The organism is Streptomyces sp. NPDC050121 (assembly GCF_044460385.1).
GTDB lineage: Bacteria > Actinomycetota > Actinomycetes > Streptomycetales > Streptomycetaceae > Streptomyces > Streptomyces soliscabiei.
On the sequence record NZ_JBITJV010000005.1, the window covers coordinates 121,816 to 145,679 of the forward strand.

Sequence of the window (23,864 nt, forward strand, 5' to 3'; positions counted from 1 at the left end):
CCTGCTCGCCCTGGACACCTCGGGCGCCGTCTCGTGAACCGGGAGCACTGGACCGAACAACTGCCCGCCCGGCCGCTCTTGCGGTCACTCGCCCGGGAGCGGTCGATGGAGTCCCGTATCTCCCTCGTTGACCGGATCGAGGAGGCGTCGGAGGCGTTGAAACGTCTCGGTGCTTAATAAGCGGGCAAAGTCGGCCACTCAGAAGCGTCCCCGCATTGACACTGCTTATGAGACGCTTATAGACCTGTGAGCCTGCTGGGGATGGTGACGCACTCGGCTCACCGGGGGCGCCATCTCCCCCTCCACCCCCCGCAGTTGCGCTTCCCGTAAAGGACAAACGTGTCCCTTTCCCGCCGTACCGCCGCCCGTTCGGTGCGCATGCTCGGTGTCACCGCCGCCTCCGCCGCCCTCGCGCTCAGCGCAGCGGGCAACGCGATGGCCTGCGACATCAGCGAGTTCTCCGCCGCTGCCGCCTGTGACGGCACGAAGGGCGTCATCACCGTCACCGACAAGGACCCCACGGGCGTCCCGGCCGTCATCACCGTCTTCCTCGAGAACAACGGTGCCGACCTCCGACAGGTCGGCGCGGAACAGACGGTCGTGGGCTCGAAGAAGGGCGTCACCGTCTCCTTCGCCGAGGACTGGGAGCCGAATGCCGAGTACCGGGTCCGCGTCCTGGCCGTCAAGGGCAAGAAGACGTTCGTCGACGCCGACATCAGCCCGAACGTGACCACCCCGTCCAAGGCCTGCAAGGCAGGCGACACCTCCACGCCGTCGACCACGCCGTCCGGCACCCCCTCCAGCAGCGCTCCGTCCTCGACCCCGTCGGACACCGCTTCGCCGCCGGCCGACACCGCCGCCCCGAGCCCGTCCGACTCGGCGAGCGACAGCGCCGCGCCCGCGCCCTCCGCGAGCAACGCCCCGTCGGCCGCCGCGCAGGAGTCCAACCTCGCCGAGACCGGTGCCAGTTCCAACACCGGTCTGATCGCGGGCATAGCGGCCGTGCTGGTCGTCGTCGGCGGTGGCGCGGTGTTCTTCGGCATGCGTCGCCGTGGGTCCAGCAACCGCTGACCCGCACAACGAACAGCGCGCGGGTGGCCCGTCCCTTCGCCGGGGCGGGCCACCCGCATGTTCGGCCGCCGCCCCACCCGCGCCCGGCTTCCTCAGCCGAACTTCGTCTTCTCCAGCCAGAGCTCCAGCAGCTCGCGCTCGCCGAGCACCTCCAACCCCGGGCTGTCCAGCGGCAGTCGGCGGTAGAAGGCGAGCAGCACGGAGGTGAGCGGGCCGCGCAGGGCGACCGTCGCCTTCTCGTGACCGCGACGCCAGACGATCCCACGCTCGGTGAGCTCGACCGTCCTCCCCCACCCTTCGGGCGGGGGGACCCCCATCTCGCTTCGCTCGGCGTTCAAGTCAGCCGACGTGTCGGTGGCGTGCAGGTGGATGCTGCGGCCCGGGACGAGCAGTTCGTCGTCCGCCGCCTGCGGCATGTTCCGCTGCACCCACTCCACGAGTTGCAGCCACTCGTCCAGCGCGTCGGCGGCCACCTCGGGCGCGACCTCGTAGGGCACTTGGGCGGCGAGGGCGGCGTCCGCGCTGTGCACGGTGATCTCGTGGGTCATCCGGCGCGCCCAGAAGCCGGAGTCGAGCGTCCCGGCCCAGCCCCACACCTTCGCGTCGGGACCGGCCTCCCGCAGCGCGCCGACGACCAGCTCGCCGGTCTCCGCGAGCCAGGCGTCGAGCGCGGCCGGGTCGCCCTCGCCGTCCGGTCCGCCGTACAGCGGCACCGACTCCGCCGGGATCTCCTCCTGGGCCCGCGTCCGCACCAGCGCGTCCACCCAGCGCAGGGCTCCGCCCATATGCCGCACGAGTTGCTCCAGCGACCAGTCGGGGCAGGTCGGCACGGTGGCCGAGAGGTCCGCCCCGGAGGTCACCACGGCCCTCAACAGGCCGACCTGGTGGGCGATTTCGTCACAGTAGCGGTCATGTGCGAGAAGGGTCATACGTAACACCGTAGGGGTCGGCCCGGTCAGTCCAGCACGACGATTTCGGCCGTGTCGAAGGACACCCCCACGACGCCCCCGACCTCCGGCGCGTCCCGCAGCGCGCACGCCGCCTCCAACCTCGGTGCGCCCTCCGGCTGGAGATGCACGGCAACATGGGTGCCCCGGAAGGTGCGGGCGGCGACCGTGCAGCGCAGGCCCTCCTCCGCGCTCACCAGGCGCACCCCGGCGGGCCGGACGAGCAGCGTGCGCGCCCCCTGCCCGGACCCGGCCGGCACCGGCACCTTGCCCCACGGCGTGACCGCGACCTCCCCGGCGACGGTCGCCTCCACCACGTTGTCGAAGCCGAGGAAGCGGGCCACGAACGCGTCCGCCGGACGCTGCCACACCTCAAGAGGCGTACCGGACTGGGCGATCCGCCCGTCCCGCATCACCACGACCCGGTCGGCGAGCGCGAACGCCTCGCCCTGGTCGTGCGTCACCGCGAGAACCGTGGTCCCCAACCGGCCGAAGAGTTCCCTCAGTTCGACGACCAGCCGCTCCCGCAGCGACCGGTCGAGCTGACCGAGCGGCTCGTCCAGCATCAACAGCCGGGGCCGGGGCGCGAGGGCCCGGGCCAGCGCGACCCGCTGCTGCTCCCCGCCGGACAGCGCGGCGACGGCCCGCCGGGCGGCGCCGGGCAGTCCCACGAGGTCGAGCAACTCCTGTACCCGGTCGGCCTGTTCCTGCCGGGAAACCGCCCGCATCCGCAGCCCGAATGCCACATTGCCACCCACGTCCCGCTGCGGGAACAGCTGATGGTCCTGGAACATCAGCCCGAGCTCCCGTCGGTGCGCGGGCACGCCCGCCTGGTCGCGTCCGTCGAGCAGCACCCGCCCGGAGTCCAGGGGTTGCAGTCCGGCCACCGCCCGCAGCAACGTCGACTTGCCGCTGCCGCTGGGCCCGAGCACACACACCACCTCGTGCTCGGCGACGGCAAGATCGACGGCGTCCAGCACCGCCCGTCCGCCGAACCGCACGGTGGCACGCTCCAGTTCGAGCAGCCGCATCAGAACTCCCCCGTCCGGTCGGTCCGCAGCCGCTCCAGCACCAGCAGGGCCACCGCGCACACGATCATCAGAATCGTCGAAAGAGCCATCGCCTGGCCGTAGTTGAGCTCACCGGCCCGCCCGAGCAGTCGTGCCACGGCGACCGGCAGCGTCGGGTTGTCGGGCCGCGCGATGAACACGGTCGCCCCGAACTCCCCCAGTGACACCGCGAAGGCGAACCCGGCCGCGACCAGCAGCGCCCGCCGCACCATCGGCAGGTCCACCTCCCGCCACACCCGCCACGGCGACGCCCCGAGCACGGCCGCCGCCTCACGCAGCCGCTGGTCCACCGCCCGCAGCACCGGCAGCATGGTCCGTACGACGAAGGGCACGCCGACCAGCGCCTGCGCCAGCGGCACCAGGATCCACGTACCGCGCAGGTCCAGCGGAGGCTCGTCCAGCGCGATCAGGAACCCGAAGCCGACGGTCACGGCGGAGACGCCGAGCGGCAGCATCAACAGCGCGTCGAAGCCACGGACCAGCCGCCCGGCGTCCCGGCGGGTGAGGGCCGCGGCGGCCAGCCCGCCGATCAGCACCGCGATGGCGGTCGCGGCGATGGCGTACTGCAGGGAGTTACCGATCGCCTCGATCGGCGGAACCAGGAAGACATTGCCGTCGTCGCTGGTCAGCGCCCGGTAGTAGGCGAAGCCTGGCGTGTCCAGCGAGCGCTGCACCAGCACCGCGAGCGGCAGCACCAGCAGCACGGCGATCGTGGCGAGCACCCCGGCGAGCAGCGCCCACTGCCCGGTCCCACGCGGCCGGCGCGCCGTCACGGAGGCGTCCACGAGCCGCAGCGCGGTCTCCCGCCGTCGTACGGCGGCGGCGTGCACGGCGAGGATCGCGCCGACGGCCACGAACTGGACGATCGTGAGGACGGCCGCCGTCGACAGGTCGAAGATCTCGGAGGTCTGCCGGTAGATCTCCACTTCGAGCGTGGAGAAGGTGGGGCCGCCGAGGATCTGCACCACACCGAAGGAGGTGAAGGTGAAGAGGAAGACCATCAGCGCGGCGGCGGCGACGGCGGGCCCGAGGGCCGGCAGCGTGACCGTGCGCCAGGCCCTCAGCCGGGACGCGCCCAGCATCCGCGCCGCCTCCTCCTGCCGCGGGTCGAGCTGCGACCACAGCCCGCCCACGGTCCGTACGACGACCGCGTAGTTGAAGAAGACATGCGCGAGCAGGATCGCCCACACGGTGGTGTCCAGCCGTACGCCCCACAGCTCGTCGAGCAGTCCGCCGCGCCCGACGAGCGCGAGGAACGCCGTACCGACGACGACCGTCGGCAGCACGAACGGGACGGTGACGACGGCCCGCAGCACCTGCTTGCCCGGAAAGTCCAGCCGCGCGAACACATACGCGCCCGGCAGCGCGACCAGGAGCGTGAGCGCGGTGGACGCGAGCGCCTGCCAGGTGGTGAACCACAGGACGTGCCGGATGTCGGACTGCGCGAGCACGTCCCACAACCGCCCGAACTGCCAGCCGCCGTCCGTCTTCAGGCCGCGCGCGACGATCGCGGCGACCGGGTAGGCGAAGAAGACCGCGAAGAACGCGACGGGCACGGTCATCAGAGCGAGCCGCGCCGCCGCGCTCTCCTTGGTGCCCTTCCCGGGGGCGCCCTTCCCGGGGGTGCGCTCCCCCGGGGGCCTCTTCTCCAGGGCTACTTCAGTACGAGCGAGGTCCATGACTTGACCCACTGGTCGCGGCGGTCGGCGATCTTCGCCGGGTCCATGGTCTCGGGGTCCTTGGCGGCGGGACCGTACTGGGTGAACTCGGCGGGCACGGCCGCGCCCTTCACCACCGGGTACACGAACATGTTGAGCGGCATGTCCTCCTGGAACTTCTTGCTGATCAGGAAGTCGATCAGCGCCTTGCCGCCCTTGCCGTCGGCCGCGTTGTCCAGCAGCCCCGCGAACTCGACCTGGCGGAAACAGGTGCCGGTCGCGACGCCCGTCGGAGCGGTGGTCGGCTTCGGATCGCCGAAGATCACCTCGGCGGGCGGCGAGGAGGCGTACGACACGACGAGCGGCCGGTCCGCTCCCGCCTTCCTGCCCCCGGCCGAACCGGAGAACTCCTCGTTGTAGGCCTGCTCCCAGCCGTCGACGACCTTCACCCCGTTCGCCTTGAGCTTCTTCCAGTAGCCCTCCCAGCCTCCGTCGCCGTACTTCGCGGCCGAGCCGAGCAGGAACCCGAGGCCGGGCGAGGAGGTGGCGGCGTTCTCGGTGACGAGGAGGTTCTTGTAGGCGGGCTTCACCAGGTCGTCGAAGGAGGCGGGCGGGGTCAGCTTGTGCTCGGCGAAGTACTTCTTGTCGTAGTTGACGCAGATGTCGCCGTAGTCGACGGGCGTGACCCGGTGTTTGCCGGCGTCCAGCTGAAAGCGGGTCTCGACCTGCGCGAGCCCCTTCGCCTCGTACGGCTGGAACAGCCCGTTGTCGAGGGCGCGGGACAGGAGGGTGTTGTCGACTCCGAAGAAGACGTCGCCCTGCGGGTGGTCCTTGGTGAGGATGGCCTTGTTGACGGCCTGCCCGGCGTCGCCGTCCTTGAGGACCTTCACCTTGTAGCCGGACTGCTTCTCGAAGTCGGCGAGCACGCTCTTGGAGACGGCCCACGAGTCGTGGCTGACGAGGGTGACGGTCTTGGACTCCGTCGCTCCCCCGCCGCCGTCCGTCGACCCGCACGCGGACAGCGTGAGCAGGCCGAGCCCGACGGCCACGGCCACGATGGTCTTGTTCTGCACTGGATTTCCTCCTGGGGGTGACCAGGAAGAGACGCGGCCCTGCCCGGGTCCGCACGGAACGGACACCGGGCAGGGCGCAACAGCTCGAGTGATGACCGAACTTCCTACCCAGAATGACCTGGGCGAGGTTCAGAGGGTCTGCGGGCCTGGATGCCGCACTCTCAGCGCTGTGGCGCTCCCCTGTCGGAATATGAAGATATGTGTACGGCCTAAAGACTACCGCTCGGTGGCCGCGAGCTGACCGCACGCCCCGTCGATCTCCTGACCACGGGTGTCCCGGACGGTCACGGGGACGCCGTGCGCGGCGATCGCCTCGACGAACGCCTTCTCGTCCTCCGGCCGGGAGGCCGTCCACTTCGAGCCCGGGGTCGGGTTGAGCGGGATGAGGTTGACGTGCACGGGCTTGCCCCGCAGCAGCCGCCCGAGCCGGTCACCGCGCCAGGCCTGGTCGTTGATGTCGCGGATCAGCGCGTACTCGATGGACAGCCGGCGCCCGGAGCGCTCGGTGTACTCGAACCCGGCGTCCAGCACCTCCCGCACCTTCCACCGCGTGTTCACGGGGACGAGGGTGTCGCGCAGCTCGTCGTCGGGCGCGTGCAGGGAGATCGCGAGCCGGCACTTGAAGCCCTCGTCGGCGAACCGGTGGATGGCGGGCACCAGCCCGACCGTCGACACGGTGATGCCCCGCTGCGAGAGCCCGAGCCCGTCCGGCGCCGGGTCGGTGAGCGCGCGGATGGCGCCGACGACCCGCTTGTAGTTGGCGAGCGGCTCGCCCATCCCCATGAAGACGATGTTGGACAGCCGGGCAGGCCCCCCGGGCACGTCCCCGTCCCGCAGCGCCCGCATCCCGTCGACGATCTGGTGCACGATCTCGGCGGTGGACAGATTCCGGTCGAGCCCCGCCTGCCCGGTGGCGCAGAACGGGCAGTTCATCCCGCACCCGGCCTGCGAGCTGATGCACATGGTCACCCGGTCCGGGTAGCGCATCAGCACCGACTCCACGAGCGTGCCGTCGAACAGCCGCCACAGGGTCTTGCGTGTGGTCCCCTGGTCCGTCGACAGATGCCGGACGACCGACATCAGGTCCGGCAGCAGCGCCTCACGCAGCTTCTCGCGCGCACCGGCGGGGATGTCCGTCCACTCCGCCGGGTCGTGCGCGTAGCGCGCGAAGTAGTGCTGCGACAGCTGCTTGGCACGGAACGGCTTCTCACCGATCTCCGCCACGACCTCCTTCCGCTCGGCGGGCGAGAGGTCGGCGAGGTGCCGCGGCGGCTTCTTGGCTCCGCGGGGGGCGACGAAAGTGAGTTCTCCGGGCTTAGGCATGGCCTTACCAGTGTCGCAGATCGAATCGGGTGGCCCGGGCCGCCCGGATCCGGGTGCGGGGCGGCTACCAGTTCCGTTCGGCGGTGGTCTTGGCCGGGCCGAGGACCTCCACGTGGCCGTGATCGCCGTACAGGGCACGCCGCCAGTCGCCGAACACCTTCGCGGTGCGGTCCGCGCTGTCCTGCTCTCCCACACCGAAGTCGACCCGGACCACGGCCACGCTGCGGGCGCTGTCCGCGGGCACCCGGATGTGGACGCTCGTCACGTGGGAGGCGAGGGCTGCATCCGCTTTCGGGGCGTCCGTCGTGAGGTAGGCGCGGAATTCGCGGAGCATCGGGAACCAGCGGTGCGGACCGCTCGCAGGGCCGTCGGTGCCCTGGTCGTCGCTGGTGGTGTCGGGAAGGCTGCCCTGGTCGTCGCTCGTCTCGTCGGGAAGGTTGCTCTGGCCGTCGTCGGTGGTCTCGTCCGGGAGATTGCTCTGGCCGTCGTCCGTGGTCTCGTCCGGAAGACTGCCCTGGTCGTCGCTGGTCTCGTCCGGGAGATTGCTCTGGCCGTCGTCCGTGGTCTCGTCCGGAAGACTGCCCTGGTCGTCGCTCGTCTCGTCCGTCGCGGACGATCCCGGCCCGGACGTGGCAGCCGTTCGCTCCCCGGCGTGCTGCGTGCCGCAGGCGGTCAGCGGCAGGCAGCAGAAGGCAAGCACCACGGCGACGGGTGCGTACCGAGTCATCAACTTCATGTGTGTCCCCCTTCACACAGTGAGAGGGGGACACACAGCCGGGAGTTCCATCGAGCGGGGCGGGGCTACGCCATCCCGTGCTCCAGCCGGTCCTTCAGCAGCCGTTCGTTGTGCGGGAGCTCCTTGCGGACCTGTGCGCGGACGACGAGCGGGAGAAGGATCTTGCCCATGCCCTTGCCCTCGAAGTCGAGCTCCATCGTGACGCGGGAGCGGCGGCCGTCGTCGAGCGGAGTGATCTCGCCGTGGACATGGCCGCGGATGGGGCCGTCGACGCCCTGCAGACCCCAGGCGCGCGGTGGGTCGTACTCGGTGTACTCCATGGTCATCGGCACGTCCCTGCGGCCGACGTGCCGGGTGATCCGCAGCCGGGAGCCCACGCCCACCGGCCCGGGGTCGAGCGGCTCCGCCGAGACGGCGCTCTGCTGCCACTCCGGCAGATGGGACGGGTCGATGACATACGCCCAGACGTCCTCGGGGCTGCGGTCGACGTCGATCGAATCACGGAAGTCGGACATGAAGCCCGCCCCCTTCCAGGGAGATCCCCCCTGAGAGCCCGCACCAGAAATCGTCCCACTCGGCCGCCCCGGCGGCCACGGCAGCGGGCCCCCGCCCTGAGGTCAGGACGGGGGCCCGCACAAGCCGAAGAACGCGCTCGGGTCGGCCGGAATCAGCCTGGATCAGTCTGAATCAGCCGGAACCCACGAACAGCACGAGCAGCAGCCATACGACCGGAGCGGTGGGCAGCAGCGAGTCCAGCCGGTCCATGATGCCGCCGTGGCCCGGGAGCAGCGTGCCCATGTCCTTGATGCCCAGGTCCCGCTTGATCATGGACTCGCCGAGGTCGCCGAGCGTGGCGCTGGCCGCGACGGCGAAGCCGAGCAGCAGACCCTGCCACCAGGTCCCGTCGTCGATCACGAACTGCATGAGCAGCGCGCCGGCGACCATCGCGAACGACACCGCGCCGAGCAGACCCTCGCGGGTCTTGCCGGGGCTGATGCGCGGGGCGAGCTTGGTCCTGCCGAAGCGCCAGCCGACGGCGTACGCGCCCGTGTCGCTGACGACCGTCAGCAGCAGGAACGTCATGACGCGGAAGGCCCCGTCGTCGGCGGTGAGCATCAGGGCGACGAAGGTGGCCAGGAACGGAACGTAGAACGCGGCGAAGACGCCGGCCGTGACGTCCTTGAGGTAGCCCTCGGGCGGTTCCGTCATCCGCCAGACCAGCACCGCGAGCGCGGTGAGGGCCATGGCGACCCAGGCGCCCTCGGGCCCCCGCACGTAGCCGGCGACGACCATCGCCGCGCCGCCGACCGCGAGCGGCACGAGCGGCGCCTTGATGCCCTTGCGCTCCTGCAGCCTGCTGGTCAGCTCCCACAGACCCACGACGACGGCGACGGCTATCACCCCGACGAACACGGCCTTGACGACGAACAGCGACGCGACGATCACCACACCGAGCCCGACCCCGACCCCTATGGCCGCGCCCAGGTCTCGGCCCGCACTCTTCTTCTGCGGTGCGGGCGCCGGGTGAGGGGCGTCGGGCATGGGCTCCGGATTCTGCGGCACTGCCGCAGGGGGCTGTGCCGACGGGGTGTCGTCACCGTGGGCGGCGCCGGCGTGGGCGCCGCCGTAGGTCTCGTCTCGGAACAAGGGGCCGCCCAGCCGAGCGGCCCCCCGGTCGTCATCCTGGTGACCGCCGTGTGCGGATACGTCGGGGACGACGGGCATGGGGCGAGTCTGCTGCGCCTCAGGCGCATCGTACGCGGAACCCGCCGGGGCAGCGCCCTGGACAGGCCCCTGGTCGACGGGCCCCCAGTACCCGGCCCGCGACCCGGTGTGTGGCGGTGAGCCCCAGGATGAGTCGTTCATCAGACCTCGAGCAGCTCCGCTTCCTTGTGCTTCAGGAGCTCGTCCACCTGAGTGACGTACTTCGCGGTGGTGTCGTCGAGCTCCTTCTCCGCACGACGGCCCTCGTCCTCGCCGACCTCGCCGTCCTTGATGAGCTTGTCGATCGCGTCCTTGGCCTTGCGGCGGACCGCGCGGATGGACACCTTGGCGTCCTCGCCCTTGCCCTTGGCGACCTTGATGTAGTCGCGGCGGCGCTCCTCGGTGAGTTCGGGGAACACCACCCGGATGATGTTGCCGTCGTTGCTCGGGTTGACGCCCAGGTCGGAGTCGCGGATCGCCTGCTCGATGTTGCGCAGCGCGCTCTTGTCGAACGGGGTCACGACCGCCATGCGCGGCTCCGGCACGGAGAACGAAGCCAGCTGGTTGATCGGCGTCGGCGCGCCGTAGTAGTCGGCCACGATCTTGTTGAACATCGCCGGGTGCGCACGGCCGGTGCGGATCGCGGCGAAGTCCTCCTTGGCGACCACGACGGCCTTCTCCATCTTCTCCTCGGCCTCGAGGAGGGTCTCTTCGATCACCACTTGCTCCTGCGTGTCTTGAGTAGGCCCGGCTGCGGTTCCCTGTCGGTGGCGGCGGCCGGCTGCGTCGCGTCTTCTTCCTGCACGGTTCCCGACCGGCAGAACATTGTCCATCCCCCGACCCGGGTCCGTCCCCCGGTCAGGTGTTGTCGTGCGGACCGGAGAGGGACCGAAGAGTCCTACCGGTCGTGGACCGGGGGTTTTCGGTCAGGCCCGGCTGCCCTGCTCACCCACCAGCGTGCCGATCTTCTCACCCTTGACGGCGCGAGCGATATTGCCCTCGGCCAGAAGCTCGAAGACGAGGATCGGGAGCTTGTTGTCGCGGCACAGCGTGACGGCGGTGGCGTCGGCGACCTTCAGGTCACGGGTGATGACGTCCCCGTAGCCGAGGGCGTCGAACTTGACGGCCGCCGGGTTGGTCTTCGGATCGGAGTCGTAGACGCCGTCCACGCCGTTCTTGCCCATCAGCAGCGCCTCGGCGTCGATCTCCAGGGCGCGCTGGGCGGCTGTGGTGTCGGTGGAGAAGTACGGCATGCCCATACCGGCGCCGAAGATGACCACGCGGCCCTTCTCCAGGTGGCGCACGGCGCGCAGCGGGATGTACGGCTCGGCGACCTGGCCCATGGTGATGGCGGTCTGCACCCGGCTGTCGATGCCCTCCTTCTCCAGGAAGTCCTGGAGGGCGAGGCAGTTCATGACCGTGCCGAGCATGCCCATGTAGTCGGAGCGGGCGCGGTCCATGCCGCGTACCTGCAGTTCGGCGCCGCGGAAGAAGTTGCCGCCGCCGATGACGACCGCGATCTCGGCGCCGTCCCGGACGACGGCTGCGATCTCGCGGGCGATCTTGTGCACCACGTCGGGGTCCACACCCAGGCCGCCGCCACCGGCGAAGGCCTCTCCGGACAGCTTCAGCAGAAACCGGCCGCTCACTTTGCCGTCGTCGCTCTTCTGGGCCTTGGTGGTCATGACGTTCTCGCTTCTTTGACGGGTCGCACATACGAGGAGGCCATTGCCGGCGGGGTGTCGTTCGCATCCCATGCGCGGCAATGGCCTCCTCGTCAGATCTGCTGTCGTCCGTCACGCGCCCGCGTGACGGCGTACCGGACGACTGCACCCGACCCTATCGGGCCGACGCGCCGATCGCGGCACGGACTCAGATGCCGACCTTGATGCGCGTGAAGCGCTTCAGGGTGACACCGGCCTCGTCCAGGATCTTCTGGACGGACTTCTTGTTGTCGAGCGCGTACGGCTGGCCGAGCAGCGTGGCGTCCTTGAAGAAGCCGTTGAGGCGACCCTCGACGATCTTCGGCAGGGCGGCCTCGGGCTTGCCCTCGGCGCGGGTGGTCTCCTCGGCGACGCGGCGCTCGGACTCGACGACCTCGGCCGGCACGTCCTCCTTGGAGAGGTACTTCGGCGCGAAGGCGGCGATGTGCTGGGCGATGCCCTTGGCGACGTCGGCGTTCGGCTTGTCCAGCTCGACGAGGACACCGATCTGCGGGGGCAGGTCGGGCATCGTGCGGTGCATGTAGGCGGACACGAAGCCGTCGGCGAACTGCGCGAAGCGGTCCAGGACGATCTTCTCGCCGAGGTTGGCGTTGGCCTCGTCCACGAACGCCTGGACGGTCTTGCCGGCCTCGATCTCGGAGCCGAGCAGGGCCTCGAGGTCTGCCGGGGAGGTCGCGGCGACGTGCTGCGCGATCTGGTTGGCGACGGCCTGGAACTTCTCGCCCTTGGCGACGAAGTCCGTCTCGCACTTCAGCTCGACGAGGACACCGGAGGAGTTGTCGTCGGCGATGACGGAGACCACGGCGCCGTTCTCGGCGGAGCGGCCCTCGCGCTTGGCGACGCCCTTCTGGCCCTTGATACGGAGCGCCTCGACGGCCTTCTCGACGTTGCCCTCGGCCTCGTCCAGCGCCTTCTTGCAGTCCATCATGCCGGCGCCGGTGAGCTCACGGAGCTTCTTGACGTCGGCGGCGGTGTAGTTCGCCATGATCTGTGAATCTCTCTCGGAGTTCGAAGTCTCGAAGATCTACGAAGATCTGGGGGCTGTGGGTGAACGGCGGGCGGCGTACTGGACGCCCCCGCCGTCACTTCGTCCCTACGACCGTACGGGCGCGACGGCGACCGCACGGCCTACGGCCTGAATCAGGCCTGCTCGCCCTCGGCGGCCGGAGCCTCGGCGGGGGCGGCCTCGGCAGCGGGCGCCTCGGCGGCGGGCGCCTCGGCAGCGGGCGCCTCGGCCTCAGCGGCCGGAGCCTCGACAGCGGCCTCGGCCGGCTTCTCGGCGGCCTCGGTGTCGGCGTCGGCCTTCTTCTCGCCCTCGAGCAGGTCGCGCTCCCACTCGGCCAGCGGCTCGCCCGCGGCCTTCTCGCCCTTGTCACCGGTGGCGACACGGGAGCGGGAGATGAGGCCCTCGGCGACCGCGTCGGCGATCACGCGGGTGAGCAGGGTGACGGAGCGGATCGCGTCGTCGTTGCCCGGGATCTTGTAGTCGACCTCGTCGGGGTCGCAGTTGGTGTCGAGGATGGCGACGACCGGGATGTTGAGCTTCCGGGCCTCGCCGACCGCGATGTGCTCCTTCTTGGTGTCCACGATCCAGACGGCGCTGGGCACCTTGGACATCTCGCGGATACCACCGAGGGTCTTCTCGAGCTTGGCCTTCTCACGCGAGAGGACCAGGAGCTCCTTCTTGGTCAGACCCGAGGCGGCGACGTCCTCGAAGTCGATCTGCTCGAGCTCCTTGAGGCGCTGCAGACGCTTGTAGACGGTGGAGAAGTTGGTGAGCATGCCGCCCAGCCAGCGCTGGTTGACGTAGGGCATGCCGACGCGGGTGGCCTGCTCGGCGATGGCCTCCTGCGCCTGCTTCTTCGTGCCGACGAACATGACCGTGCCGCCGTGGGCGACGGTCTCCTTGACGAACTCGTAGGCGCGGTCGATGTACGACAGCGACTGGAGCAGGTCGATGATGTAGATGCCGTTGCGCTCGGTGAAGATGAAGCGCTTCATCTTCGGGTTCCAGCGACGGGTCTGGTGACCGAAGTGGACGCCGCTCTCCAGCAGCTCCCGCATCGTGACGACGGCCATGGCCGTTCTCCTTGTTTTTCTCGGTTGTGCCGCGGATGCCGGACGGCTCCCGCGCCTGACGCCCGCGGTGCGCCGAGCCACGAAGGACCGAGGGGCGCGGATACCGGGAGACCGACCGTGGCCGGCGCCCGATACCGGGGCGTGCGAAGTCGACCCGGTGACCCGGATCGCCAGAAGAAGTGTACGGGACCCGGGAGGCGCCGGGTGACGCCGCTGTCCACAACCGGCGAGTAGTCCACAGGTCCGCGCCGTGGCCCGGCGGATGCGGAACGGTTTTCCCATGTACGCGAAGCGATGCCTCGGCGGCCTGGTGCTGCTCCTGTTGATCACGATGCTGGCGTCCGTGGCGTGGGCGGACCCGCAGGCCCCGCCGCGAGCCCCCGCGCTCCCGTCGGCTCCGGTCCCGGCGATCGGCCGGTCCTGGCCGGTCGGCACGCGCCCGGCGGTGGTACGCGGCTGGGAGCCCCCGGCCACGCCGTACGCGCGCGGTCACCGGGGCGTCGACCTGGCGGCCCCGCCGGGCGCCCCGGTCCGGACGGTGGCCCCGGGCCGCGTGTCCTTCGCGGGGCGGGTGGCGGGCCGCGGGGTCGTCGCGGTGGAGCTGACCGGCACGGGTGAGCCGCCGCTGCGAACGACCTATGAGCCGGTGCGGGCGTCGGTGCACAAGGGTGACGAGGTGGCGCCGGGCCAGGTGATCGGCACGGTGGAACCGGTGGGGTCGCACTGCACGGTGACGTGCGTGCACTGGGGGCTGCTGCGGGGCGAGGCGTACCTGGACCCGCTGTCGCTGCTGCCGCCGTGGCTGCTTCGCCGGGGCCCGTCGCGACTGCTGCCGGTGCTCGGCGTCGCCCTGCCGTAGCTCAGCCCAGCACGCCCCGCAGGACCATGGAGACCGTCGCGTCCGTGATCGCCGAGGGATCCTCGGCGGCTCCCAGCTCGATCCGCCGTACCGCCGCGTCCACGACGCCCTGCAACAGCATGGCCGCGAGCCGGGGCTCCGTGTGCCCCAGCTCCGCCAGGGCCTCCCCGATCATCGATACGAGCCCGCCGTGCGCCGCGCGGATCTTCTCCCGGGCCCCGGCGTCCAGTTCGCTCGCCGAGATCGCCACGACGGCCCGGTGCCGGCGGTCCCCCACCAGCGCGAGCTGCTGTCGTACATACGCCTCGACCTTGGCCTCCGCCCCGTCGGCCGCGGCCATGGCCGTCTCGACCTCCGCCGCCCACACGGGGAAGTCGACCTCGCACAGCTCCTCGACCACGGCGGCCCGCGACCGGAAGTACTCGTACACGGACGAGCGCGCGAGGCCGGTGCGCTCGGCGAGGGCCGGGAAGGTCAGCGCCTCCGTCCCGCCATCGGACAACAGGGAGCGTGCCGCGTCCAGCAGGGCGGCACGCTGCATCGACCGGTGCTCGGCCACGGAGGCCGCTCGAATCCTTGGCACGTCAACCACTCTACGGACGCGCCACCCCCGACGGGAGTGACTCGGGCCGGTCAGCGACCGAAGCCCGCCAGTTTCGCACGCAACTGGAGCACGGACTTGGTGTGGATCTGGCTGACTCTGCTCTCGGTCACGCCCAGCACGTTCCCGATCTCGGCGAGCGTCAGCCCCTCGTAGTAGTACAGGGTGACGACCGTCTTCTCCCGGTCGGGCAGCGTGTTGATCGCCCGCGCCAGGAACCGCCTGAGCTCCCGGTCCTCGGCCACCTCCACGGGGTTGTCGGCGGCGGTGTCCTCGAGGGTGTCCATCAGGCTCAGCCGGTCGCCGCCCTCGCCCCCGACGTGCAGCAACTCCTCCAGCGCCACCACGTTGGCCAGCGACAGCTGACTGAACACGGCGTGCAGCTCGTCCACCGCGATGCCCAGCTCGGCGGCCACCTCACACTCCGAGGGAGTCCGCCGCAGCCGCGCCTCCAGCGTGGCGTAGGCCCGCTCGACGTTGCGCGCCTTCTGCCGCACCGACCGCGGGATCCAGTCCAGGGCCCGCAGCTCGTCGATCATCGCGCCCCGGATCCGGGTGATCGCGTACGTCTCGAACTTGATCTCCCGGTCGATGTCGAACTTCTCGATCGCGTCGATCAGCCCGAAGACCCCGGAGGACACGAAGTCGGCCTGCTCCACGTTCGGCGGCAGACCGACGCTCACCCGTCCCGCCACGTACTTCACCAGCGGCGAGTAGTGCAGGATCAGCTGCTCCCGCAGCCGCTCGTCCCCCGTGTCCTTGTACGACCGCCACAGCTCGTCGAGCGTCGAGGGAGCGGGCGGCCGCACGCTGCCACCGTCGCGGGCGGCTGGGGGGATCGCCGCCCGGTCGGGCCCGGAGGTGTGCTGGGGCATTCGTCGCCTTGTGCCGTTCTGCCGTGAAGTGCGTGAGGTGGGTACCGCGTGGTGCAGAGGTGCCGGTCTGTGCAGGAATCCTCGTGAGCGTAGCGTGACTGGAGTGTCGCGGTGCGCGAAGGGCATGCTCGGACCGGTACGCAGATACGTTCCGCTGGGCGCACTCCGGCGTTGCCGCGCTCGCTGTGGGTGATCACCGGGATGGGTCAACTGCCGCAATTCCCAAGGCTTTCGGCGTTCCCCCGGACGGCCGAACCTCCCGGGTCAACACGAGCGTCGACCTACTCGAACGGAGACCATCGCCTGGCGTGTCAACTTCCAGCCGTCGCCGTGTCGTTCGACGTAACCGAGTGCTCTGAGTTCGTACAGTCTCGCGAGCGCGTCGTCGGGTGTGGTGCGGGCCTCGCGGGCGACCTCGTCGACCCCGGCGGTTCTGCGGGCGGGGAGCGCGGCCAGGACACGCCGGGCGCCCGGCTCCAGCAGGTCGAGCGGCAGCACCGGGCCGCGCCGCTCCGGGGCCAGCTCACCCATGTCACCGACCAGCTCGACGACCTCGGCGGCGTCGGTGACCAGCACGGCCTCCCCGCGCAGCAGCTCGTGCACACCGGCCGAGAGACTGCTCGTGGCCGGCCCCGGCACCCCCATCGTGTGCCGGCCCAGCCGCTGCGCCGCCCGCGCGGTGACCAGCGAGCCGCTGCGGTACGCGGCCTCGACGACGACCGTGCCCCGGGTGAGGGCGGCGATCACCCGGTTGCGCAGGATGAATCTGCTCGGCGTGGGATGGTCGCCGGGCGGCAGCTCGCCGACCACCAGCCCCTGTTCCCCGATCCGGTTGATCAGCTCGGTGTGCCCGCGCGGGTAGGGCCGGTCGACCCCGCAGGCGAGTACGGCGACGGTGGCGCCGCCCGCGCCGAGGGCGCCCCGGTGGGCGGCCCCGTCGATGCCGTAGGCCCCGCCGGACACGACCACCCACCCTCGTTCGGCGAGCCCGCAGGCCAGGCCGGCGGCCATGTGGGCACCGTACTCGGTGCAGGCGCGGGCGCCCACGACGGCGACCGACCGCAGCGCCCACATGCGCAGACTGGGCCGCCCGCGCACCCAGAGCCCCAGCGGCCTGGCATCCCCGAGTTCGTCCAGGGTGCCGGGCCACTCGGCGTCCCCCGGGCACACGAACCGCACCCCGGCCTCCCGCGCCACGGCCAGGTCCCGCTCCGGCTCGGCCCGCCCGGCCCGCGCCAGCAGCCCGGCCCAGCGTTTCGCGGTCACCCCGGGCAGCGGCTCCCCGTCGCCCCGCAACCGGCGCACCACCTCTCGTACGCCCCGCTGCCGCACCCACTGCCCGCCCACCTCGTCGCCGGGCTCGACGACCCGCCCGAGGAAAACGCGGGCGAGCCGCTCGTCGGCCGGGTCGCCGCCGCCGCTGACGCCAGGGCCATTGACGTCGGGGCCATCAGGGCCGGTCATGTCAGGGCCGGTCATGTCAGCGCCCCGAGGGCCATCGGCACCCCGCGCGGCACCCCCGTGCGCAGTTGCAGGGCGAGGGCCACGTCCATGGCGTCGGGCCGGTCGTGGCCGACCAGGTCGGCGACGGTCCAGGCGACGCGCAGCACCCGATCGAGCCCGCGTGCGGTCAGCGCCCCGCGCTCCAGGTTCCGTTCCGCCTCGTCCATGGCGCCGATCGCGGCATGCCAGCGGTTGCGCAGCTCACGGCCGGGGATCTCACCGTTGGTCCGCCACCCGGTGCCCGCCAGCCGGGCCGCCGCACGCTCCCGGGCGGCCCGGACCCGGTCGGCGACGGTGGCCGTGGACTCGCCTCCGGGACCGCAGTGCGCCAGCTCGGCCCGGCCGACCAGGTCGACCTCGACGCGCAGGTCGACCCGGTCGAGCAGGGGCCCGGAGAGCCGCGCCTGATAGCGGCGGATCACCGAGGGCGGACACTCGCACACGGTGTCGCGTTGCGAGAACCGGCCGCACGGGCACGGGTTGGCCGCCAGCACCATCAGGAACCGGGCCGGGAAGCGCACCACTCCCGCACTGCGCGCGATCACCACGTGCCCCGCCTCCAGCGGCTGCCGCAGGGCGTCGAGTACCTGGCTGCCGAACTCGGGGGTCTCGTCGAGGAAGAGCACTCCTCGATGGGCCAGCGAGACGGCACCGGGGCGGGCGAACCCCGCCCCGCCCCCGACCAGCGACTGCATCGTGGCCGAGTGGTGCGGGGCGCAGTACGGGGGCACGTCGATGAGGGGCTTGCCCGGTGGCAGCAGTCCGGCCACCGAGTGCACCGCCGTGACCTCCAGCGACTCCTCCCTGCTCAGCCGGGGCAGCACGGCCGGCAGGCGCTCCGCGAGCATGGTCTTGCCCGCGCCGGGCGGTCCCTCGAGGAACAGGTGGTGTCCGCCCGCCGCGGCCACCTCGACCGCGGTCCGCGCCGAGCGCTGTCCGACCACGTCCGCAAGGTCGTGCCCGTGGTCCTGCTGGGCGGCGCCCATGCTGTGCATCCCGGTGGCCGCGCCGGCGCCGGGCATCCTGAGCCCCGCCAGGAGCGGGTCCGGGCGGCCCGCCTCGTCCGGTTCCTCCTCGGGCACCGGCTCGTCCGCGAGGACGGCGATCAGCTGCCGCAGGCTGCGCACCCCGAGCACGGAGACGCCCGGGACCAGCGACGCCTCGGCGGCGGCGCACTCCGGCACGACCACCTGTTCGTATCCGGCGTCGGCCGCGGCCAGCACCGCGGGGAGGATGCCCCGGACCGGGCGCACCCGCCCGTCCAGGCCGAGCTCCCCGATCATCACGATGTCGGCGAGCACCCGTGGGTCGATCCGTTCGGCCGCGCCGAGCACGGCGCTGGCGATGGCGAGATCGAAGCCGCTGCCGGCTTTGGGCACCGAGGCAGGGCTGAGTCCTACGGTGAGTTTCTTCTGTGGCCACTCGCCGCCCGAGTTCGCCACGGCCGCCCTGACCCGGTCCCGGCTCTCGCTCAGGCTCTTGTCCGGCAGCCCCACCAGCGTGAAGGCCGCCACTCCCGGTTCGAGGTCGGCCTGGACCTCGACGACGACGCCCTCGACGCCCACCAGCGCCACCGAGCACGTACGCGCGAACCCCATCTCAGGCCACCCCCCGCGCGTGCTCGACGACAGCCGCGCCGCGGCGGGGCAGGACGACGCCGATCAGGTCGATGCGGACGCCGCCGGGCGGGGCTCCCCCGTGCGTCTGGATCCACCGCTCGGCGAGCCCGCGCAGCCGCTCGGCCTTCTCCGGGGTGACCGCAGCCATCGGGTGCTGGAAAGCGCCGCCCCTGCGGGTCTTCACCTCGCAGACGACCAGGACGTCGCCGTCCCTGGCGACGATGTCGATCTCACCCGTCCTGCCGCAGCGCCAGTTGCGCTCCAGGACCGTCATCCCGGCCTCGGTCAGCCGCCGGGCGGCCAGTTCCTCGCCGTACCTGCCGAGTGCGCCTCGGGCCAGATCCGTGTTCGTGCTCATGTGGGCACCACCTCCGGCACCCACGTTCACGCATCCGCCGCCGCGGAAAGGATCTTGGTGGAGAACTCGGCGACTGTGGATAACCCGGTCACCCACACGGGCGTCCGCCTGCGGGCCTCAGCTCCCCGGAAGCTCCAGATCGGTCTTGTTCAGCTCCTCGATGTTCACGTCCTTGAACGTGAGCACCCGTACCTGCTTCACGAACCGGGCCGGCCGGTACATGTCCCACACCCAGGCGTCCGCCATCGACACCTCGAAGAACACCTCGCCCTGTACCGAGTGCACCTGCATCTCGTAGTCGTTGGTGAGGTAGAAGCGCCGCTCGGTCTCGATCACGTATTTGAACAGACCGACGACATCGCGGTACTCCCGGTAGAGCTTCAGCTCCATCTCGGTCTCGTACTTCTCGAGGTCCTCGGCACTCATGGCATGTTCCCCTTCAGCCGTGCGATCTCCCCATTGTGCGCCAGTCCCGTGCGCCTCTAGACGATTTCCGTGTCCAGGGTTACGGGTCCGGCCGGGGGACCGTCGTCGAGCAGCGTGCGCAGCAGCTCGGCGAGTCTGGTCGGATACACCGTCTCATGTGCCCGGGTCAGTTCCTGACACGTCCACCAACGCGCTCCGGCGACGCTGCGCCGCTCCAGCTCGGTCAGGGCCGTGGGCCGGGGCGCCGAGCTGTGCGTATCGGCCGTCCGGGCCAGGTAGTACCACTCGTCCTGGTCCCAGCGGCGGCCCGCGAACGGGAAGGAACACTTCCGTCGCCACAGCACCGGGCCGAGCTCGACCTCGGTGATGCCGGTCTCCTCGGCGAGTTCCCGCAGAGCAGCCTGTTCACGGGTCTCGTCGCCCTCCACGCCCCCGCCGGGCGTGAACCACCAGTCGTCGGCCGGGTCGTCCGGTTCGTGGCCGTGCAGCAGCAGGATGCGCTCCTGCGGGTCGAGCAGGACGACCCGGGCGACCTTGCGCAGACCGCCCTCGTAGGAGTCGACGCCCGCGCCGGCCGAGCCGTCGGTGCCGTCGGTCGTCTCAGCGGGCACCGGCCGGCTCCGGCTGGGGGCGGGTGCGGCGGCCCGAGGTCCGCTTGGCGATCGGGCCGTACGCGCCGCCGCCGAGGACCAGCACGGCACCGGCGAGGATCAGCCAGGTGATCGTCCGCAGCGGGCCCGGCTGGGAGAGGGCACCGAGCGTCTCGAAGCCCGTGGGTCGCTTCAGCATGCCGTTCATGGGCCAGACGACGGAGTCGACACGGGCCTTGACGGCACTGCGCGCGACCGTGCCCTGGGCGGCGTCCGTGAGGTGGGCGGTGGAGTCTAGCGAGCCCTGCCGCTCGTCGCCGAGCAGGAAGAGCCTGCCGTCGGGGACCTTCACGGTGGGGAAGTTCTTGATCTCGGCCAGGCTACCCGGGGGCAGATACGGTTCTTCGATCTGCTTGCCGTTGACGGTGAGCTTGCCGTCGGTGCAGCAGGAGACCGTGTCGCCGCCGACGGCGACCACCCGCTTGACGACGAGCGCGTTGGTCACCCACGTCTTGTCGCTGAAGACGACGACGTCCCCGCGGCGCACCTCGCCGCCGTCGACCCGCTCGGCCAGCACGCGGTCACCGGCGGCGATCGTCGGGCTCATGGAACTGGTGGGCACGGTGTACGGCCGGTAGATCAGGGCTCCCCAGCCGAATCCGCCGAGGAACAGTGCGAGGCCCAGTGCGACGGCCAGTCCGGACAGTCGCTGTCCGGTCCGGCTGCCCACCGGGCCACTGCTTGTGCCACCGCCACTGTGCGGGGCCGTACGCGTCATGCTCTCGCCACCCATGGGTCCGCACCCTACCCGGCGGTACCGAATCGGGTCAGCCCTTCTTTCCCGCTCTTCCCCGGTCTCCGCCCGTCTTCCCCTGTCTTCCCCGGCCGTGGTCACAAGCTTGGGAAAGGGTTTGCCGAACGGAAGCCGGAAGATCAGCGGGTCGCGGACTCCTGCGTGCGCCGACGGCGCCACAGGACCACCGGCACGGCCCCGGCGAGGGCGAGGCCCTGCGGGGCGACCGTCAGCGCCGTGGACGCCGCGGACTGCTCGCTCAGACCAGTCTGGTCGAAGGTGTCCGGCACGGGCAGCGTGCCCCAGCGGCTGAGCGGCCAGGCCTTGACGATGGCACGCCCGACGACCTGGTCGACAGGCACCATGCCGTGGTTCACGTCCGACTGGTTGTAACGCGAATCGCGCGAGTTCTGGCGGTGGTCGCCCATGACCCAGACGAAGCCCTTGGGGACCTTCACCGAGAACTGGCCGCCCTGGTCGTCCTGGCTGCACGGGGTGTTGCCGGGGTACACGTACGGCTCGTTCAGCGCCTTGCCGTTGACCGTGAGCGGGCCTGTGCCCTTGCAGGAGACGGTGTCGCCGCCGACGCCGATGACTCGCTTGATCAGGTCCTTCTCCTCCGCGGACGGCATCAGGCCGATCCAGCTGAGGAAGGTCTGGAAGGCGTTCGGATTGGCGGTGTTCTCGCCCGCCAGCCAGTCGTCGGGGTCGTGGAAGACGATGACCTCGCCGCGCTCCGGCTCGGAGCCGAACCAGGGGGTCAGTTTGTCGACGAGGACCCGGTCACCGATCTTGAGGGTGTTCTCCATCGACGCCGACGGGATGGAGAACGCCTGCACCAGGAACGTCTTGATCAGCAGGGCCAGGACGAGCGCGATGCCGATCAGGATCGGCAGCTCCTTCCAGAAGGAGCGCGGCTTCTTCGCCTTCGGGGCAGAGTCGCCCGACCCCTCGCCACCGGTCCGGGGCGGCTCGTCCGCCGGCGGGCCCTCACCGCCCGCCACGGGGTCATTCTCTGCGTTCACGGCGCTGTCCGAGGCCGGGTCGGCGGCTTCCACGGACCGTCCGCGGTGATCCTCGCCGTCGTGCCCGGACCGTGCGCCAACCGCCACATCCCCCACGCCAACTCCTCACTCTGTGCCGCTGCCTGCCCCACATACGACGCAGGCCCACTACTCCCATAACGAGCGGGAGTTCCGCAGGGCTCGGGAGTTGTCGAATTGATCCGTTCGGATCGCCGGAAGCAACCCTATGCGACAGCTGGGCGGCGGCGGTCGCCGTGGCGGCCGAGCCGGTCACGGATGAGAAAGTTTGCGGTTCTTTGAGACGGACCCAGTGGCCCAGGGGCCAGGCGATGACCATGGCCCGGCCCACCACCTCGTCCTCGGAGACGGTGCCGCCGTAGTCGGTGTTCTGGTGGGAGCGGGAGTCCGCGGAGTTGGCCCGGTGGTCCCCCATCACCCACAGCCGCCCCTGCGGGACGGTGATGTCGAACGGCGTGCTGGAGGGCTCGTTGCCGGGATACAGATAGGCCCCCTCCTCCAGAGGAACCCCGTTGACGGTCACCCGCTTCTGCGCGTCACAGCACACGACGCGGTCGCCGCCCACCCCGACGACGCGCTTGATGAGGTCCTTCTCGTTGTCGGACGGCAGCAGACCGATGAACGTGAGCCCTTCCTTGATCTGCTTGACGACGACGGGGTCCTTCTTCTTGGTCGTCGTCTGCTCGTCGTTGAGCCAGCCGCCGGGGTCCTTGAACACGACGACGTCCCCGCGCTCGGGCTTGGAGCCGAACCACGGGGTGAACTTGTCGACCAGGACGCGGTCGCCGATCCGGATCGTCTGCTCCATGGACCCGGACGGGATCACGAAGGCCTGCACCAGGAACGTCTTCAGGACCAGCGCTATCAGGACGGCGACCCCGACCAGCAGCGGTATCTCACGGACGGCGGAGCGCCTGCGCTTGCGCTTGACCTTGCGCTGCAGCTTGCGTCGCTCCGCGCGCGTGCGGCCGCCTGCCGGACTGGAGGCGCGCCGGACGCCGGTGGGCAGGAGCTGGTCCGCGGCGGAGGCGGGGACGCCGCGCGGTCTGCCGCGGTTACCCATGGGCGCCCTCCCCACCGGGCACGCGCGCGTAACCGCTCGGGCGGGGCAGTCGGGTCAGGTGCGCATACGGCCAGACGATCCAGTCGGCGCGGCCGATCACAACGTCTACGGGGATCATGCCGCCGCCCGGTGAGCCCAGATGGTCCCGGGAGTCGCTGGAGTGGCTGCGGTGGTCACCGAGGACGAACAGGGTGTTCATGGGCACGGCCACGTCGAAGTCCACCGTGGACGGGCTGTCGCCGGGGTACAGGAACGTCGACTCGTCGACCGACCGGCCGTTCACCTGGATCCTCCCCTCCTTGTCGCAGCAGACCACGTGGTCTCCCCCTACACCCACGACGCGCTTGATGTAGTCGGAGTTCCCGAAGTACCCGGTGCCGTCGAACACGATGACGTCACCGCGCTGCGGCTCGGCACCGAAACGGTACGCCAACTTATTTACGAGAACCCGGTCGCCGATCCTCAATCCGTTTTCCATGGATCCGCTGGGAATCTGGAATGGCTGCGCCACGAAAGCGTTGAGGAGCAGCAAAGACACCAGGCCGATCAACAGGGACAGACTGATCCGGCCGCCCGGCAGCCACTGGATGACGCGTGCCGCCAACGCGAAACGCGACCGTCCCTCCACTCCCTCGGTGTCCGGGACCTCCTGGGAGGCGTCCACGGAAACGGAAGGGCTGGAGGAGCGGTCGCGCTCCGTCGTCGGCTGAGCTTCGGTGTCCATCGGGGCCAGATGTTATCCGGCCCCG

General features: G+C 70.8%; 25 protein-coding genes, 1 pseudogene and 1 riboswitch. Of the genes and pseudogenes, 3 read left to right on the plus strand and 23 right to left on the minus strand.

The genetic code is table 11. From position 1 onward, the window contains the following. Positions 1-30: 30 nt before the first annotated feature. Positions 31-177, plus strand: a pseudogene (locus ACIBTS_RS10145) (Rossmann fold nucleotide-binding protein); the annotation flags it as partial. A 162-nt stretch (positions 178-339) separates the two neighbouring features. Continuing rightward, on the plus strand, positions 340-1,071 hold the full coding sequence (locus tag ACIBTS_RS10150; protein ID WP_399318138.1) for an LAETG motif-containing sortase-dependent surface protein: 732 nt from the start codon (positions 340-342) through the stop codon (positions 1,069-1,071). A gap of 92 nt (positions 1,072-1,163) precedes the next feature. Here the strand turns inward: ACIBTS_RS10150 and ACIBTS_RS10155 are convergent, their stop codons facing one another. The 12 genes from ACIBTS_RS10155 to rpsB form a co-directional block, all read right to left on the minus strand. Then, positions 1,164-2,000, minus strand: coding sequence for a maleylpyruvate isomerase family mycothiol-dependent enzyme (locus tag ACIBTS_RS10155; protein ID WP_399318140.1), 837 nt, complete (start codon positions 1,998-2,000; stop codon positions 1,164-1,166). Positions 2,001-2,026: 26 nt separating this feature from the next. Next, the gene (locus tag ACIBTS_RS10160) at positions 2,027-3,049 is read right to left on the minus strand and encodes an ABC transporter ATP-binding protein (protein ID WP_399318142.1); all 1,023 of its coding nucleotides are present in this window, start codon (positions 3,047-3,049) and stop codon (positions 2,027-2,029) included. Further along, positions 3,049-4,650: an ABC transporter permease gene (locus tag ACIBTS_RS10165; protein ID WP_399318421.1), complete on the minus strand. Its 1,602-nt coding sequence runs from the start codon at positions 4,648-4,650 to the stop codon at positions 3,049-3,051. The genes ACIBTS_RS10160 and ACIBTS_RS10165 overlap by 1 nt, the downstream gene beginning before the upstream one ends. Positions 4,651-4,742: 92 nt before the next feature. Then, complete coding sequence (locus ACIBTS_RS10170) at positions 4,743-5,819, minus strand: thiamine ABC transporter substrate binding subunit (protein ID WP_399318144.1); 1,077 nt, start codon at positions 5,817-5,819, stop codon at positions 4,743-4,745. An 83-nt stretch (positions 5,820-5,902) separates the two neighbouring features. Further along, a riboswitch (TPP riboswitch) is annotated at positions 5,903-6,011 on the minus strand. A gap of 24 nt (positions 6,012-6,035) precedes the next feature. After that, entirely contained in the window at positions 6,036-7,142 is a 1,107-nt protein-coding gene (rlmN, locus tag ACIBTS_RS10175) for a 23S rRNA (adenine(2503)-C(2))-methyltransferase RlmN (protein WP_079659211.1), read from the minus strand. A 64-nt stretch (positions 7,143-7,206) separates the two neighbouring features. Then, on the minus strand, positions 7,207-7,878 hold the full coding sequence (locus tag ACIBTS_RS10180) for a hypothetical protein (RefSeq protein ID WP_399318147.1): 672 nt from the start codon (positions 7,876-7,878) through the stop codon (positions 7,207-7,209). Between the two features lie 65 nt (positions 7,879-7,943). Beyond that, positions 7,944-8,393: an SRPBCC family protein gene (locus ACIBTS_RS10185; protein WP_399318148.1), complete on the minus strand. Its 450-nt coding sequence runs from the start codon at positions 8,391-8,393 to the stop codon at positions 7,944-7,946. 172 nt (positions 8,394-8,565) lie between these two features. After that, positions 8,566-9,744, minus strand: coding sequence for a phosphatidate cytidylyltransferase (locus ACIBTS_RS10190; RefSeq protein ID WP_319670408.1), 1,179 nt, complete (start codon positions 9,742-9,744; stop codon positions 8,566-8,568). Continuing rightward, positions 9,744-10,301 (minus strand): ribosome recycling factor, encoded by a 558-nt coding sequence (frr, locus tag ACIBTS_RS10195; protein ID WP_319341088.1) that lies wholly within the window; start codon positions 10,299-10,301, stop codon positions 9,744-9,746. Before frr ends, ACIBTS_RS10190 begins: the two co-directional genes overlap by 1 nt. 207 nt (positions 10,302-10,508) lie before the next feature. Next, on the minus strand, positions 10,509-11,267 hold the full coding sequence (gene pyrH / locus ACIBTS_RS10200) for a UMP kinase (RefSeq protein WP_079659215.1): 759 nt from the start codon (positions 11,265-11,267) through the stop codon (positions 10,509-10,511). A 187-nt stretch (positions 11,268-11,454) separates the two neighbouring features. Then, the gene (gene tsf, locus ACIBTS_RS10205) at positions 11,455-12,291 is read right to left on the minus strand and encodes a translation elongation factor Ts (RefSeq protein WP_319670409.1); all 837 of its coding nucleotides are present in this window, start codon (positions 12,289-12,291) and stop codon (positions 11,455-11,457) included. Between the two features lie 155 nt (positions 12,292-12,446). Beyond that, the gene (rpsB, locus tag ACIBTS_RS10210; RefSeq protein ID WP_399318151.1) at positions 12,447-13,385 is read right to left on the minus strand and encodes a 30S ribosomal protein S2; all 939 of its coding nucleotides are present in this window, start codon (positions 13,383-13,385) and stop codon (positions 12,447-12,449) included. Between the two features lie 280 nt (positions 13,386-13,665). On the opposite strand from rpsB, the gene ACIBTS_RS10215 reads away from it, so the two are divergent. Next, positions 13,666-14,244: a murein hydrolase activator EnvC family protein gene (locus tag ACIBTS_RS10215; protein ID WP_399318153.1), complete on the plus strand. Its 579-nt coding sequence runs from the start codon at positions 13,666-13,668 to the stop codon at positions 14,242-14,244. Position 14,245: 1 nt separating this feature from the next. Here ACIBTS_RS10215 and ACIBTS_RS10220 read toward each other — a convergent pair whose 3' ends face one another. From ACIBTS_RS10220 to lepB (ACIBTS_RS10270), 11 genes are all read right to left on the minus strand, one after another. Beyond that, on the minus strand, positions 14,246-14,803 hold the full coding sequence (locus ACIBTS_RS10220; RefSeq protein ID WP_399318423.1) for a TetR/AcrR family transcriptional regulator: 558 nt from the start codon (positions 14,801-14,803) through the stop codon (positions 14,246-14,248). A 74-nt stretch (positions 14,804-14,877) separates the two neighbouring features. Next, the gene (whiG, locus tag ACIBTS_RS10225) at positions 14,878-15,720 is read right to left on the minus strand and encodes an RNA polymerase sigma factor WhiG (RefSeq protein WP_334576884.1); all 843 of its coding nucleotides are present in this window, start codon (positions 15,718-15,720) and stop codon (positions 14,878-14,880) included. 264 nt (positions 15,721-15,984) lie between these two features. Next, complete coding sequence (gene dprA / locus ACIBTS_RS10230) at positions 15,985-17,184, minus strand: DNA-processing protein DprA (protein WP_399318425.1); 1,200 nt, start codon at positions 17,182-17,184, stop codon at positions 15,985-15,987. Between the two features lie 11 nt (positions 17,185-17,195). Further along, on the minus strand, positions 17,196-18,821 hold the full coding sequence (locus ACIBTS_RS10235) for a YifB family Mg chelatase-like AAA ATPase (protein ID WP_399318154.1): 1,626 nt from the start codon (positions 18,819-18,821) through the stop codon (positions 17,196-17,198). 1 nt (position 18,822) lies between these two features. After that, positions 18,823-19,200: a YraN family protein gene (locus tag ACIBTS_RS10240; RefSeq protein WP_079659222.1), complete on the minus strand. Its 378-nt coding sequence runs from the start codon at positions 19,198-19,200 to the stop codon at positions 18,823-18,825. 117 nt (positions 19,201-19,317) lie between these two features. Then, positions 19,318-19,626: a DUF2469 domain-containing protein gene (locus tag ACIBTS_RS10245; protein WP_008737534.1), complete on the minus strand. Its 309-nt coding sequence runs from the start codon at positions 19,624-19,626 to the stop codon at positions 19,318-19,320. Between the two features lie 56 nt (positions 19,627-19,682). Further along, a complete protein-coding gene (locus ACIBTS_RS10250; protein WP_399318157.1) occupies positions 19,683-20,237 on the minus strand; it encodes an NUDIX hydrolase in 555 nt (184 codons plus the stop codon). Continuing rightward, entirely contained in the window at positions 20,227-21,009 is a 783-nt protein-coding gene (lepB, locus tag ACIBTS_RS10255) for a signal peptidase I (RefSeq protein ID WP_319670417.1), read from the minus strand. Before lepB (ACIBTS_RS10255) ends, ACIBTS_RS10250 begins: the two co-directional genes overlap by 11 nt. 140 nt (positions 21,010-21,149) lie before the next feature. Continuing rightward, positions 21,150-22,130 carry a signal peptidase I gene (gene lepB / locus ACIBTS_RS10260; RefSeq protein ID WP_399318160.1) on the minus strand — a complete coding sequence of 327 codons (981 nt, stop codon included), beginning with the start codon at positions 22,128-22,130 and terminating at the stop codon, positions 21,150-21,152. Then, positions 22,018-23,115, minus strand: coding sequence for a signal peptidase I (gene lepB / locus ACIBTS_RS10265; protein WP_399318162.1), 1,098 nt, complete (start codon positions 23,113-23,115; stop codon positions 22,018-22,020). The genes lepB (ACIBTS_RS10260) and lepB (ACIBTS_RS10265) overlap by 113 nt, the downstream gene beginning before the upstream one ends. Continuing rightward, positions 23,108-23,839 carry a signal peptidase I gene (gene lepB, locus ACIBTS_RS10270; protein WP_399318164.1) on the minus strand — a complete coding sequence of 244 codons (732 nt, stop codon included), beginning with the start codon at positions 23,837-23,839 and terminating at the stop codon, positions 23,108-23,110. Before lepB (ACIBTS_RS10270) ends, lepB (ACIBTS_RS10265) begins: the two co-directional genes overlap by 8 nt. Between the last annotated feature and the right edge of the window lie 25 nt (positions 23,840-23,864).

Bases quoted from the DNA above. Each gene is read 5' to 3' on its own strand.
- lepB (WP_399318164.1), bottom strand. From the start codon at position 23,839: ATGGACACCGAAGCTCAGCCGACGACGGAGCGCGACCGCTCCTCCAGC.
- lepB (WP_319670417.1), bottom strand. From the start codon at position 21,009: ATGGGTGGCGAGAGCATGACGCGTACGGCCCCGCACAGTGGCGGTGGC.
- dprA (WP_399318425.1), bottom strand. From the start codon at position 17,184: ATGACCGGCCCTGATGGCCCCGACGTCAATGGCCCTGGCGTCAGCGGC.
- rlmN (WP_079659211.1), bottom strand. From the start codon at position 7,142: ATGCCTAAGCCCGGAGAACTCACTTTCGTCGCCCCCCGCGGAGCCAAG.
- ACIBTS_RS10190 (WP_319670408.1), bottom strand. From the start codon at position 9,744: ATGAACGACTCATCCTGGGGCTCACCGCCACACACCGGGTCGCGGGCC.
- ACIBTS_RS10215 (WP_399318153.1), top strand. From the start codon at position 13,666: ATGTACGCGAAGCGATGCCTCGGCGGCCTGGTGCTGCTCCTGTTGATC.
- ACIBTS_RS10155 (WP_399318140.1), bottom strand. From the start codon at position 2,000: ATGACCCTTCTCGCACATGACCGCTACTGTGACGAAATCGCCCACCAG.
- ACIBTS_RS10240 (WP_079659222.1), bottom strand. From the start codon at position 19,200: ATGAGCACGAACACGGATCTGGCCCGAGGCGCACTCGGCAGGTACGGC.
- tsf (WP_319670409.1), bottom strand. From the start codon at position 12,291: ATGGCGAACTACACCGCCGCCGACGTCAAGAAGCTCCGTGAGCTCACC.
- whiG (WP_334576884.1), bottom strand. From the start codon at position 15,720: ATGCCCCAGCACACCTCCGGGCCCGACCGGGCGGCGATCCCCCCAGCC.
- ACIBTS_RS10245 (WP_008737534.1), bottom strand. From the start codon at position 19,626: ATGAGTGCCGAGGACCTCGAGAAGTACGAGACCGAGATGGAGCTGAAG.
- ACIBTS_RS10160 (WP_399318142.1), bottom strand. From the start codon at position 3,049: ATGCGGCTGCTCGAACTGGAGCGTGCCACCGTGCGGTTCGGCGGACGG.
- lepB (WP_399318162.1), bottom strand. From the start codon at position 23,115: ATGGGTAACCGCGGCAGACCGCGCGGCGTCCCCGCCTCCGCCGCGGAC.
- ACIBTS_RS10235 (WP_399318154.1), bottom strand. From the start codon at position 18,821: ATGGGGTTCGCGCGTACGTGCTCGGTGGCGCTGGTGGGCGTCGAGGGC.
- ACIBTS_RS10185 (WP_399318148.1), bottom strand. From the start codon at position 8,393: ATGTCCGACTTCCGTGATTCGATCGACGTCGACCGCAGCCCCGAGGAC.
- rpsB (WP_399318151.1), bottom strand. From the start codon at position 13,385: ATGGCCGTCGTCACGATGCGGGAGCTGCTGGAGAGCGGCGTCCACTTC.
- ACIBTS_RS10180 (WP_399318147.1), bottom strand. From the start codon at position 7,878: ATGAAGTTGATGACTCGGTACGCACCCGTCGCCGTGGTGCTTGCCTTC.
- pyrH (WP_079659215.1), bottom strand. From the start codon at position 11,267: ATGACCACCAAGGCCCAGAAGAGCGACGACGGCAAAGTGAGCGGCCGG.
- ACIBTS_RS10165 (WP_399318421.1), bottom strand. From the start codon at position 4,650: ATGACCGTGCCCGTCGCGTTCTTCGCGGTCTTCTTCGCCTACCCGGTC.